This is a genomic window from Dyella caseinilytica (assembly GCF_016865235.1).
Lineage (GTDB): Bacteria > Pseudomonadota > Gammaproteobacteria > Xanthomonadales > Rhodanobacteraceae > Dyella_B > Dyella_B caseinilytica.
The window spans coordinates 2,663,484-2,675,701 of sequence record NZ_CP064030.1 but is presented as its reverse complement, the minus strand read 5'-3'; the positions used below and the strand labels follow the sequence as shown (position 1 = coordinate 2,675,701).

Here is a 12,218-nt window from a genome sequence, read left to right as displayed (position 1 = left end):
GATGCAAACGGCATCCGCATGCGATCAGCCGCGGCGTAGTTTTGCGGGAATGTTTCCGATCGAGAAATCAATTTCCATGCGATTTTCTCCAAGCGCAAAACTATGAGATTCGAAACTGTCTTAGGGCGTGTTAACACTACCACCTGAGTCCATCGATGATGAGCGCGAAATGGACGAAGCCGAGAAACACGATGTCCAGCTTATCGAATCGGGAAAAGACGCGGCGAAAGCCTTTCAAGCGCCGGAATAGCCGCTCCACTTCGTTGCGGCGCTTGTACATTTCTCGATCATACGCCCATGGTTCGAGCCGATTGCTTTTAGGCGGAACCACGGGAATAAAGCCAAGGTCGAGTGCCAGTTGGCGCGTCTCATCACCTTCGTAAGCTTTGTCCATCAATACATGCAGCGGCTCGTCAATCGATCCCAGACTTTGCAGCAGAGCACGTCCCATCGGTGCGTCACCCGCCTCCCCAGGAGATAGCGCAAATGTCAGGGCTGTTCGAGCATCCGCGGCAACCATATGAATCTTGGTAGTCCAGCCGCCGCGCGATTTCCCGATGGCTTGGGGGCCGTTTTTTTTAACGCTCCGGTACCGTCAGGATGAACCTTGACCACGGTGCTATCCAGTGAGACCGCTTCGATTTTGATGCGAACGATCTGCTCACGTTGCAGCTCTTGGAACACGCGATCAAGCACGCCGTGCTTAGACCAGCGATTCATCCGCGTATAGATCGTGTGCCAATTGCCAAAACGCTTTGGCAAGCCACGCCACTTGCAGCCATGCTCGGCAACATAAAGGATCGCGTTCAACACCTGCAGGTTCGTCATGCTGACGTTGCCGCGTTGTTGCGGCAAGCAGTGTTCGATCCGTTGAAATTGTTCTTCCGTGATTTCCATCGCCTAAGTATAAGATCAGACGCCTATAGTGTTAACACGCCCTAGTATCACTGCGCATCAAATGATGCGCAGTGATGTGCCTTGTTGTCGCTCGCGCTTACCACGTAAAGCGTAAGCCAGCGTTGGCAGTGAGACTGTCGCGCTTGGCGTACTCCGTCGCGCCGACGCCGACCTGGTAGCCCACCGACGCATTGACGCTGAGGTTTGAGGTCAGACGTGCGGTCAATCCGCCGGAAGCTTGTACGCGGCTGGCTGCCGAAAGCAGCGGAACGTGGTCTGTGCCTGAGTAAACCGTCGTGGCACTTCCGCCCCAATCGTGCAAGTAGTCGACCGCCACAAACGGCTCCAGTCGAGCGCCACCCTTCGTGTCGATCTGCCACTTGCCACGCACACCGACGCGGCCGGTGGTTCCATTGGTCGAGCCCAATGCAACGGAGCCTTCCGCATCTTGTCCGTCGCTGAAGCGCACCTTCTGCCACCCCACTTGCGCCTGCGGTTCAAGTACGAAGTTCGAACCGAGCTGCGGCATGGCGAAGGGATAGCCGAACTCCAGCGAACCCATGTAACCCACACCGCGCGTGTTCAGGCGCGCCGTGTCCGTGCTGGCGGAGCCGCCATAGGTCGTCGCTTGCAATACGCCATCGAGGTACCAGCCTTGCGGACCGTAATGTGTCCAGTACACGCCAGCCGAATTGGCTTGCAGGTTGACCGAGCCGGTACGTTGCGTGACGTAGCCGGTGGCTTCCTGATTGGTCACGGCGCCATCGACTCGCACGTCTGTATTGCTGTGCGCCAGATAGCCGCCGAAACGGTCGCTGTGGCCGTTGAACGAATCGCCTCGCCACAGATCTGCACCGACCTGAAAACCTGTCAAGTTGCCGCGAGCACGCGGTGCGGCAAACGCGCGGTACGTATTGTCGATATTGCTGGCGAACGCGCGCGTCCACACTGATGGCTGAGCGTCGATGCCGGCTGAGGTCGGCAGCGTCGAGGCGTCATCGCCGGCGCGCTGATGCATGGTGCCGAGCGTCAACATGCCGAGCTCGCGTGCGATGGGCTGCACCACGCCATAGGTGGCCAGTTCCGGTCCGATGATCGGATACGAACCTGGCAACAGCGGCTTCTGCGGATCGATCGGCAGGGCGGGTAGGGCATCGCCACCCGGATCAACCGGATCAACCGGTTGGATGGGTGTGCCCGGATCGCCAGGTTGGGTAATGGTGCCCGGATCCGGTGGCACGACGAATTGGTTACGCAGGTACCAGTTGTCCGGATTCGTCCCAGCCAGGTCTCCGCGGAACAGGCGATAGTTGAGCGCGCCGTCGCGTGTGTAGTTGCCGAGAGCGAATGCGCCGGTATCGGTGGTACCGCCATTGACGGCAGCGATCACCAAGATGCCGTCGCTGGATGTGTTGCCTTGCGTCGTACTGGTGTTGTGCACGATCACGTTGGTCTGGCCGCTGGCGTTGCCACCGTCGATCACCAGCTTGCTCGACGGAGAATTGTCATCGCCGAGGAACGTGTTGAGTGCGAGCACGCCGTTATTGCCGACATAGTCGCCATGGATAGTCAGCGTGCCGTAGCCGGTATTGCCAGCGACAGCACTGCCGGGGGACAGGATGCCCGCATTCACCACGTTGCCATGAATGGTGCCGATGCCCGACAGTGTCGCGCCCGATGCCACGGTGGTATCGGACTGGATCGAGCCGCCGATCGACAGCGTGCCGTTCTGCACCAGCGTCGTGCCGGTGTAAGTCTGATCGCCTTCGAGGCTTAGCGTGCCTGAGCCCAGCTGGGTCAGTCCGCCGCTACCGCTGATCGCATTCGCAACGCTGAAGTCATCGGCGCGGTTGAATTCCAGCGTGCCGTTATTGACGATATCGCCCACGACGCTGCCGCTGGTGCCGCCGTTGCCCAATCGCAGACTGCCGCTGCTGATGGTGGTGCCGCCGGTATAGGTGTTGTCACCGGCCAGCACGGTGGTGCCGGTACCGATCTGCTCGAAAGAGCCTGCACCAGACACGATGCCCGGCAACAGCGAGCTGTCCGAACGATCGACAGCCAGCGTGGTATCCGCGGCCAGTGACACATTGCTTGCAATGCTGCCACTGGTGCCCCCGTTGCCGAGTTGCAAACCGCCGGCATTGACCAGCGTATTGCCGGTGTAAGTGTTGTCGCCGGTCAGGATCGTGGTGCCCGCACCAGCCTGTACCAGCGTGCCTGCACCGGAAATCGTACCCGGCAAGGTCGCGGTGTCGGAGCGGTTGATCGTCAGCTGCGTGTTGTTGATGATGTCGCCGCTGATGCCGCCTGATGTGCCGCCGTTACCTATGACGACATCGCCCGCGTTGATCTGCGTGACGCCACTGTAGGTGTTGTTGCCGGTAAGGGTCAGCGTGCCTGCGCCTTGCTTGATCAACTGTCCGCCGTCGCCGGTCATCACGCTGGCCAGCGTGATGTTGTTGCCGTTGGTATCGAGCACCGCACCGTTGCTGCCCAGCGCGTTGAGGCGCGAGGAGATATCCAGCGCGTTGCCTGAGGCCCACTGCAAACCACCGCCATCGAGCGTGATGTTGCCAGTGCCCAGATTGGCGCCAGTCTGAAAGAGGATGAGGCCTCCGTTGACTGTGGTGCCGCCGCTGTAGGTGTTGTTGCCCGTCAGCGTCAGCGTGCCGTTGCCCGCCTTGTTCAAGGTGCCATTGGCGTTGCTTCCGAGGTTGCTAACCAGGCCGCTGACGGTCATCAGCGCATTGGCGCCATCGACCTGGAAGGTGTGTGTACCCGTGGCGGCGAGTGCGATAGGCACATTCACCGTCATGTCTTGGCCGTCGGCGTAATTGCCGAGAACACCATCATTGAAATTGATGGATCGGGTGGCACTTCCTGCACCCGTAGAAATGGAACCCGCACGTAGAGCGCCACCGTCGAGGTTGACGTAAGACGCCAATGTGCCGGTGGTTCCGGTGCGATCGCCCATCGTGACCGTATTTGCCAATACGGTGCCACCCGCGCCAATGTTCAAATTGGCTGTCGTGCCGCCAGCACCGGAGGTTCGCGCATTCTGTCCCAGCAAGATCGTGTTCGCATCCAACACACCCGCACCCATGGTGAATGTGCCGGTTGCCGATTGACTGCCGTAGAGCGAGGTCGCAATGGTCAGCGCATCGACCTTTGCGTCGAGCGTACCCGCGCTGAAGTCTGCTGTGCCTACGCTGCCGCTGTAGTTGCTGTTCGAACCAACCGCGATATTCCAGTTGCTAACGGCGCTAACACCATCGGTGCCACGGATCTTCACCGTACCGCCGGCAATGCCGTCCTGGAAATTAAGCATGCCGACGGTTTGGTTGACGCCAATGGTGATTTGATCGGCATTGATGGTGTTGGTCTGACCAAGCCCAACCGTGCCCTGGTTGGTCGCCGGCCCCGAGACGCTACGTGCAGTATCCGCAACACCAAACGAGCTGGCGGTGATGGTGTTGGTGCCCGAGGCCAGGTTGAGCGTTGTGTTGCTGACGCCGGTCGTATTGGCTGGACCACCCGTGGCTCGGCCGCTCGCACTGAAAACGGCGGTGGGGCTATCGAACACGAAGTTCGTCAGACCACTCATGTCCAGGTTCTGTACGGTATTGCTGGCCGTACCGCCAATGCGGAAATTGCCACCGTTATAGATCAGTGTGCCGTCCAACCCTGTGATGATGCCAGTAGCGCCATTGCTCACGGTCAAAGTATCAATGGTTCTTGTTTCACTGCCGATGTCGACGGTGGAACCGGTTGGGAATTGAATCGAATCGGCATGCGCCGGTGATATCGTGACTGCGCCTAGCAGCAAGCTGGCTGCCAGCGGAGTGAGTGCAGGTCGAGGCCGCATCGGCACTTTCGCATTGCGGCGCCCACCGCCGTTCGTGCGACTTTTAGCCAGCTCCGGGGCGGCTACCCAACGACCGATGGCGGCGTTCCATACAACTCGATAGACAGCGTTCATTTGGCATTACTCCGTAGATGATCTGGTTGATCCGGGTCATCCGCGTCATGTCTGAGCTGACGAATGTTTAGCGCGCAGAAATCCTTCGACCTGGTATGGAGGTCGTTGGAATTAGATGATTGATGCATTCGCTACGGCGTCACGACATGGATCAGCGTCGTGAACTCATGCGTCTTGGTGTGACGAAGGACTTGGAATGAATACTAAAAAATATGTAGACAAACGAATGTAGGACAGGGACTAAAAAAGCATGGTGGTTGGGTCGTTACGCCTGCGCGATGGTGTGCTGTTCAGCGTGATCCTTGCGATCTTTGCCTGAGCGGATACTGATCGTGCCTTCATGGCAAATCAGACCCTTTAGCCAAGTCGTTCACAAAGAGGAGGGACGCCAGCAGGCCCGATGTCGCGAGGGTGCTGCTTCCGATGGAGCAAGATGTATCGCCGGACACGTGAGTCCATATATGAGTTAGTTCGGCCTTTTGGACTTCGCAGGCGCAAGCAGACTTTGCGTATTGATCTTGCTGCCCGCCTAGGGCGGATGCCGCCGGTGCCGCTTAAACCAGGCGTCAGGCATTCGCGACAATGCAGTCGTTATGCGCCGTTATTGAGCGGGATAGAATTGCGGTGCTTCACGCCGATCCTTCAGTCCGTAATCCCGAATCACCCTTATGGCGTAGATTTGCGCGTGTACATCGTTGTGGCGGATAGCGTCCTCTGCAAACGCGTTCGCTTCTTGCTGAGTACGCCAACCGACAAGCATGGCCATGCGCCCAGGTGTGGTGAGATGGTCGAAAATATCTTCACTGACGACATCACCGTGGCCGGGCGCAATGCTGCCGGCGAATTTCCAAAGGCTTGAGCTGGGCGGTACAACGCCATCGATGATAGTGAGGGCAGCGGCTTGTCCAACCTGTGTTTGGTCCTGACGCATCCAGCCTACCGGCTGATCGGTATAACGCCCGGCAACCCGCGTCACTTCGCCGACGCGTATGTGGTAGTCGTCAAGTACACCTTGCCGACCCTCCACTTGTGCCTGATGGTGTTTCTCCACGGTTCTCCAGCGTACCAATGCCTTTTCGTCATCCCACAGTGACAGGGACAGCAGATAGCCTGGGCGAGATCGGCTGCGGAATCGCTCGTTTTCCAGAAAGCCCGGCATTTGAGTCAGCTCCGGTCGCAAGCCTTTAGCAATGCGCAGATAGTCCGCGCCACGTGCCTCATCGGGCTTGACCTCGAACACGACGGCGAAAAGCGAGCGCTTTGCATTGAAAACGGAAGCAGGTGAGGGCGAGTCGGGCATGCTCATGGCGATGGTCGAGGCACTGGTAAGTGCGAGGAAGATGAGTGCGAAGAGGACAGACATGCGATCTTTCATGGCGATATCGACCTTCTTCAACGCTCGGTGGATTCGGCGGCGTGAATAAAGGCATTTACGCTTTCATAGAGCGAATGGCGATTCTTCTCCAGGTGCATGACATGGGTGCCATCGTCGATGCGCAACCGCCAACGCAGCGGGCTGTGGGTGAATCCGGCCAGGAAGCGCGTGGCGCCTTCGTCGTTGACCACATTGTCGTAGTTGCCATAGACCACGAACACCGGAACCCAGACATCACTGGCTTTATAGGGATAGGTGCCGGCGGAAACGGTGTCGATATCAACAAGCGGACCTGAGGGAATACGCAGCATGTCGTCTTTGTCACCGGGTACGTGGGGAACGGACGCTGCGAAGGTGGCCGTCCAGCGCTGATCGACGGCAGGTTCGAGTAAATATTGATTGCGCGGCAATATATCTTTGAAGCGTAGCTGCTCAAGACGTTGCTGGGCCGTGATGCTCCACCATGCGATATGCGTTGGGTCATCGTCAGCGGGTGTTTTGACGGGAACAACCGGGCCGAACAAGGTAAGCGAAGTCAACTCGTAAGGATGATTTGCTGCAAACGTTGCGGCAGGAATCGTTCCCCAGGAATGCGCCACCACGTGGATGCTTGTCATGCCTTGCTTGGATCGCAGGTAGTCGACGGCCGCGGCGATTTCATCAGCGGCTTCCTTTGCACGGATGACCGGCGCGGCGCCTTCAGCGGGACGGAGCATTGCCGGTGGGCGGCTGGAATCACCGAAACCTAGGAAGTCCAGTCCGCACGACAGGTAGCCGTGCTTTGCCGCATCGTGAATCCAGGAGTCTCCCGGACTGAATTGGAAGCCCGATGCCAGCAGGGTTGGAAAGCTCGCGCCGTGGATGAAAAGCACCGCCGCCTGGGTGGCTTGCGATGGATGTACGCAATGCAGTGCAAGGTGCTCTCCAGGAGCATTCGGCAGGGCAAGGTAAACAGTGTCTATCGGAGGGTTATTCGCGCTCGTTACAACCGCGAGCGTCATTGCCAGCCATACCAACATGCCATCGATCCGATTTGGAAGTTCGGTATCAGCTTACGTTTGCACAAACCGAGGTTGCTTCGGCCTTGGGCTTAATGTCGAAGTGGCGCGTGTGCTAGGGCGAGGGATCTGCGTCTACGTCAATCGCCGATTTCCGACTCGGAGCTAAATGTAAGGATGCGAAGAAAGCGTTCTTCTGTCATTCCCAAACACGGCCATTGATGTCACGAGCGAAATCGCTAGATGTCAGTTTGACGAAAGTTTTTAATTGCACCTTGGCGCTTGTTTGCACGGCACACCATGCCGAAGGACATAGATATGCATGCATGACTGACGGCACAGATGTTTTGTGCGTGTTTCGCCATGTGCTTGATTCAAGCCGAATCCATACTTGTGCAGGAAGTGCAACCGACTTTCAGCCTATGCAACCCTTTTTCGGGTTGTGGCATCACATGTGCGCTATCCCCACTTCAACACATAAGAGGTCAGTGCATATGGAAAACCAACTTGCTAAGTTTTTGCGAAAATCTGTCGTCGTAGCAGGCGTCATGGCGGGTATGTTGTGCGTATCTGCGCAAGCTTCCACGCTTGTCGTCACCGTGGACGGTGTGCGTAGCACCAATGGCACTATCCATATCGATCTGAATAATTCTGAAGCATCGTGGAAAGATAAGGCGCCGCCGTTTGCGACGGGCACGGTCAAGGCCGCGCCGGGCTCGGTGACGTATACGTTCAACGATGTCACACCGGGTGTCTACAGCATCGATGTGTTCCAGGACACCGATGGCAGCGGCAAGATGCAGACCGGCTTGTTCGGCAAGCCCCGGGGCGGGTATGGCTTCAGCAACAATCTCACCCTGATGGGTAAGCCTTCGTTTGATCAGGCAAATTTCCAGGTGACGGACAAGGACACGACGGTACTGGTTCACCTCAAGAACGGGGTGTAAGTCGGTCGCAGACCACTTCAAGGATGTACGCCGCGTTCTCTTTCGAGGCATGATTGGCGCGTAAAATGGTGCCTGCCGTTCCGGTGCATGCTGGAACGGTGGGCATCTGCCATGCATGTGGTTCAACGAGGATGCGGCATATGATGTCTTCCCAGGTTCGCACTGACGAATCTGCAGGACTTGTCGTCCTGCAAAGTCCCTATCCCTTTGCAGATACTGTGCAACGGCTGCTCGCCGCGCTGGCGGATCACGGCATCAAGGTCTTTGCGACCATCGATCAGCGTGCGGAGGCACTGGCGGTTGGCCTGTCGATGCCACCGGCGACGTTGATTCTGTTTGGCAATCCCAAGGCAGGTACGCCTGTGATGCTTGCGAACCTGTCGTCGGGCATCGATCTTCCGCTGAAAGTTTGGGTGACTGAACCATCATCCGGCAGCGTGGAGGTTGTCATGAATACTAGTGCTTACGTCATAAAGCGACATGCGTTACCGGAGGCGCTGCTCGCCAATCTCGCGCCAGCGGAGCGGCTGATTGCGGCGACACTTCACGGGTGATATGCAGACGTCGATGTAGATCGCAAGCGTTCGTCGCTGAAATGAGATTCAGAGCCATTGCGAGGTGACGCCATGGGCAAGCTGATCATGTGGAATCTGGTCACGCTAGATGGGTATTTCGAAGGTCCCAAGTCTTGGGATCTGGAATTTCATCAGCACGTGTGGGGCGATGATCTGGAACGCTTCGCCATCGAACAACTTGAATCGGCCGAAGGACTGCTGTTCGGTCGGATCACCTATGAGGGCATGGCAGCCTACTGGAAAACCGCCGAAGGCACAGTGGCCGACTTTATGAACAACCTGCCCAAACTCGTTGCTTCGCGGACACTCCGAAAGCCTGACTGGAACAATACCGGTCTGGTCAGCGAGAACATTGCCGACACCGTGCGTGAGGCCAAGCAGCAGGCGAAAAAAGATCTGTATGTCTTTGGAAGCGCCAATCTGTCTGAGACGCTGATCGAGGAAAATCTTTTCGATGAATACCGCATCGGCCTCGTGCCGGTCATCCTCGGTAGCGGCAATCCGCTGTTCAAGCAGGGTGTTTCAATGCAGCAGCTCTCGTTGATTGGCTCGCATACCTATCAGTCTGGCTGTGCTGTGTTGCGCTACGTACCGAAATCATAAGGCGAGCGCGGCGCTATCAGCGCGATGGCGTAGCACGTGAGAAAGGGCAGGGATCATGGCGACGGATGCAACGCCGCCGAGATCGATTTTGCCAGCTCCACGAACAGAGCGTGGCGTTGATCCTCCGGTGCATTCGAGGCGGTAAGGAAGGCTGCCACGATCACCGTATGCCCATCGGGCCAGGTCATGATGCCGATGTCGTTGTAGGCGGCGGTGAGGCCATCCCAAGTCTCGGATGTGCCGCACTTGTCCGCCAGCTTTACACCCGCAGGCAGACCGGACATCAGGCGATTGGGCATGGTCTGTGCGTACATCAGGTCGAGCAGGTACTGGGTGGATGCTGACGAAAGCAGCCGGCGTTGCCAGAGTTTGCGCAGAAACAATACGGCGCCATCCGGTGTGCTTCGATTGCCGGGATCGGCGAGAAACATATGGTAGCCACGCAGGTAGCGCTGGTCCTGCTGCGCGTCGGTTTCGTTGGCAGGTAGGGTTTCACCAGGACGCAGGGCTTCGAACAATTGCGCGTTGCCCGCTTCGCCCCGGTCAACGCGCAGATCGTCAATACCATGCGCATGCAGATAGCTCGCCACCACGGCAGGACCGCCCATGAGTTTGAGCAAGGCATCGACGGAGGTGTTGTCACTCTGGCTCACCATGTAGCTCATCAGCTGCCGCACCGTGAACGTCATCTGCGTACCCTGAAACTGTTTGCGGATGATGCCGTTTTCCAGATCCGCGCGCGTCAGAGTCACCGTCTGATCGAAGTTGTTCTGTCCACGTTCAATCCGATCCAGCAAGGCAGCCGCTACCGCTGGCTTGAACACACTCATCATTGGGTAAGACTGATCAGCGTTGACGCGCCACGTTTTACCGCTGTCGAGATCGAGCACGGCAATGCCCAGGGTGCCGGGGCGTGCCCGCCGCGCAAGCATCTCCAACTGGGTCTGCAAGTTGGTCTGAGATGCTGCGGTTACGTGCAGATCGGTAGCGTTCGCGCCTGAAGGTGTCGCTGCTGAGGTAAGAGCGAATAATGTCGCTGCCAGCGCCGAGGTGCGGCCCGAGGGGAATTTCATCGATCAGTTCCTTGATGACGGTTGAAGCGCCGGGCGAAGGTGGCACAAAAAAGTGGCAAAGTTGGGACTTGCAGCGGGTGATGGCGGGGCGGAGGCCTGCGCACTATGCCCCGATGCTTGTCGAATTACTTCAACGGAAGAAAGATATCGACGATCGCTTCGTGCTCCGGTACATCGGGAAAGAAGCGCACGCGTTGTACATAAAGCGGAAAATCGCGTGGTTCCTCACCGCTTTGCGGCAGCCATTCCGAATAGAGGTAAGACACGGACTGGCGCAACGTCTCGTCGGAACCGATGTGTCGCAATACTGCGCAGCGGCCAGCGGGTATGGTTTTCCTAACAATGCCGTAGTGATTATCTTCAATGTCCTGTTCCGTCGCTACGCACAGGTCGAAACGATAATCAGCGTGGTCGATCTCCTCTGGATCGTTGTAGAGAATGTTGAACGTAGCGTTCTTAGTCGGCGGAAGATGCTGCTGCTTGCGCCAGGCAATGAACTGGCGGATCGAGTCGCCGATAAGCCTCGGGTCGCCGCGATGTTCGAGTACGGCGACCGGTGTTTCCTTAACGTCGACCAGCTTGACTGGGTGTGTGTCCGGAGTGTTTTGCATATGCAGGGTCCTTAGCTCGGCAAGAGGTTGGTAGGTGGCATGCCAAGGTGCCCATTGCGGCTGCTTTCGGAACTCGGTCGGCGTTTGCCCAATGCTTTTTTTGAAAGCACGGGAAAACGATTCGGGATTGTCGTAACCGCTGTCCAGCGCAATATCCGTAATGGTTTGACCGCCGCGGAACGCGAGCTGATGCGAGGCTCGTTTCAGCCGGGTCATCTGGATATATCGATAGACGCCAATCCCGAACAATTCGGAAAATTGCCGCAGGAAATGGTGCTTCGAAAACGTGGCGACCTCGCTGAGCCTGTCGAGGTTGAGGTCTTCCGACAGATGAACGTCGATATAGTCGAGCACCTTGTGGAAGCGGGCGAGATAGGCGTCGCCGGATCGTGCAGTCAATGGTGTATCTCCTTGGCGAGCGAGAGGTTACGCATTGGCGCAGAGGCTTGCCTGACAGAAATTGCTGAGAGTTGAACGCATGGCAGGAGCTGCGATTCCAGAGGTCTTAGTTGATTCGGCGTCTCCGGGGCGATGGAACCAGATGCACTCCTACATGCCACCTCGTTCGTACATGCCGGTGATTTCCCCTTCCGCCAGCACATGTCCCTTGATCGCAGCCATCACCTGATCTGTGCCTTGCCCGGCGGGCAGGCCGGGATTCACGTCCAGCGCATACACCCGGAATACGTAGTGATGCGGTTTGCCCGTCGGCGGGCACGGGCCACCGTAACCGATGCGGCCGAAACTGTTGATACCTTCCACGGCATGATCAAGCCGTTGTGAAGGTGTGGACGCGCCTTCGGGCAGCGCGTACGTCATGCCGGGAATGTTGTAGGCGAGCCAGTGGGTGAAATCCACGGGAGCATCCGGATCATGCATCACGATCACGTAACTTTGGGTACCGGCCGGCGGCGTCAGCCACTGCAGCGACGGCGACTGGTCGGCTCCGTCACAGGTCAACTTCTGCGGCATGGTCTGGCCATCCGCAAAGCTGAGGCTGGAAACATGCAGCACGGCTGGGGTGGTGCCTTGCTGGCCGGAAGCCCACCCCGAAACCGTTCCCAGCACGGCAGCCATCACGATCGGCACGGCGATGGCGCTTGCCTGTCGTTTTCTCATCATCGCGATCCCAGGCTTGTTTTGAGCGCTAGCTTAGC

Annotated in this window: 10 protein-coding genes; 3 read left to right on the top strand and 7 right to left on the bottom strand. The window is 57.8% G+C overall.

From position 1 onward, the window contains the following. Positions 1-136: 136 nt before the first annotated feature. From ISN74_RS11485 to ISN74_RS11470, 4 genes are all read right to left on the bottom strand, one after another. A protein-coding gene (locus tag ISN74_RS11485) for an IS5 family transposase (RefSeq protein ID WP_188801399.1) occupies positions 137-897 on the bottom strand; the annotation gives its coding sequence in 2 pieces (ribosomal slippage) (positions 137-582 and positions 582-897; 762 coding nt in all). 97 nt (positions 898-994) lie between these two features. Next, positions 995-4,879, bottom strand: coding sequence for an autotransporter outer membrane beta-barrel domain-containing protein (locus ISN74_RS11480; protein WP_188801233.1), 3,885 nt, complete (start codon positions 4,877-4,879; stop codon positions 995-997). A gap of 601 nt (positions 4,880-5,480) precedes the next feature. Next, complete coding sequence (locus tag ISN74_RS11475; protein ID WP_188801235.1) at positions 5,481-6,242, bottom strand: antibiotic biosynthesis monooxygenase family protein; 762 nt, start codon at positions 6,240-6,242, stop codon at positions 5,481-5,483. A 29-nt stretch (positions 6,243-6,271) separates the two neighbouring features. Further along, on the bottom strand, positions 6,272-7,273 hold the full coding sequence (locus ISN74_RS11470; protein ID WP_188801237.1) for an alpha/beta hydrolase: 1,002 nt from the start codon (positions 7,271-7,273) through the stop codon (positions 6,272-6,274). Between the two features lie 527 nt (positions 7,274-7,800). On the opposite strand from ISN74_RS11470, the gene ISN74_RS11465 reads away from it, so the two are divergent. From ISN74_RS11465 to ISN74_RS11455, 3 genes are all read left to right on the top strand, one after another. Next, positions 7,801-8,199, top strand: a complete 399-nt coding sequence (locus ISN74_RS11465; protein WP_188801239.1) for a DUF2141 domain-containing protein — start codon at positions 7,801-7,803, stop codon at positions 8,197-8,199. A gap of 140 nt (positions 8,200-8,339) precedes the next feature. Further along, the gene (locus tag ISN74_RS11460) at positions 8,340-8,753 is read left to right on the top strand and encodes a DUF302 domain-containing protein (protein WP_203546597.1); all 414 of its coding nucleotides are present in this window, start codon (positions 8,340-8,342) and stop codon (positions 8,751-8,753) included. A gap of 72 nt (positions 8,754-8,825) precedes the next feature. Further along, positions 8,826-9,377: a dihydrofolate reductase family protein gene (locus tag ISN74_RS11455; protein ID WP_188801241.1), complete on the top strand. Its 552-nt coding sequence runs from the start codon at positions 8,826-8,828 to the stop codon at positions 9,375-9,377. Positions 9,378-9,430: 53 nt separating this feature from the next. Here the strand turns inward: ISN74_RS11455 and bla are convergent, their stop codons facing one another. The 3 genes from bla to ISN74_RS11440 all read right to left on the bottom strand — a co-directional run bounded on the left by bla (position 9,431) and on the right by ISN74_RS11440 (position 12,183). Beyond that, complete coding sequence (gene bla, locus ISN74_RS11450; protein ID WP_188801243.1) at positions 9,431-10,450, bottom strand: class A beta-lactamase; 1,020 nt, start codon at positions 10,448-10,450, stop codon at positions 9,431-9,433. A gap of 125 nt (positions 10,451-10,575) precedes the next feature. Beyond that, on the bottom strand, positions 10,576-11,415 hold the full coding sequence (locus tag ISN74_RS11445) for an AraC family transcriptional regulator (RefSeq protein WP_203546596.1): 840 nt from the start codon (positions 11,413-11,415) through the stop codon (positions 10,576-10,578). Between the two features lie 195 nt (positions 11,416-11,610). Further along, complete coding sequence (locus ISN74_RS11440) at positions 11,611-12,183, bottom strand: YbhB/YbcL family Raf kinase inhibitor-like protein (RefSeq protein WP_203546595.1); 573 nt, start codon at positions 12,181-12,183, stop codon at positions 11,611-11,613. Positions 12,184-12,218 lie beyond the last annotated feature (35 nt).

Coding starts and splice junctions, on each gene's coding strand:
- ISN74_RS11480 (WP_188801233.1), bottom strand. CDS start 4,879: ATGAACGCTGTCTATCGAGTTGTATGGAACGCCGCCATCGGTCGTTGG.
- ISN74_RS11475 (WP_188801235.1), bottom strand. CDS start 6,242: ATGTCTGTCCTCTTCGCACTCATCTTCCTCGCACTTACCAGTGCCTCG.
- ISN74_RS11470 (WP_188801237.1), bottom strand. CDS start 7,273: ATGTTGGTATGGCTGGCAATGACGCTCGCGGTTGTAACGAGCGCGAAT.
- ISN74_RS11465 (WP_188801239.1), top strand. CDS start 7,801: ATGGCGGGTATGTTGTGCGTATCTGCGCAAGCTTCCACGCTTGTCGTC.
- ISN74_RS11460 (WP_203546597.1), top strand. CDS start 8,340: ATGATGTCTTCCCAGGTTCGCACTGACGAATCTGCAGGACTTGTCGTC.
- ISN74_RS11455 (WP_188801241.1), top strand. CDS start 8,826: ATGGGCAAGCTGATCATGTGGAATCTGGTCACGCTAGATGGGTATTTC.
- bla (WP_188801243.1), bottom strand. CDS start 10,450: ATGAAATTCCCCTCGGGCCGCACCTCGGCGCTGGCAGCGACATTATTC.
- ISN74_RS11440 (WP_203546595.1), bottom strand. CDS start 12,183: ATGATGAGAAAACGACAGGCAAGCGCCATCGCCGTGCCGATCGTGATG.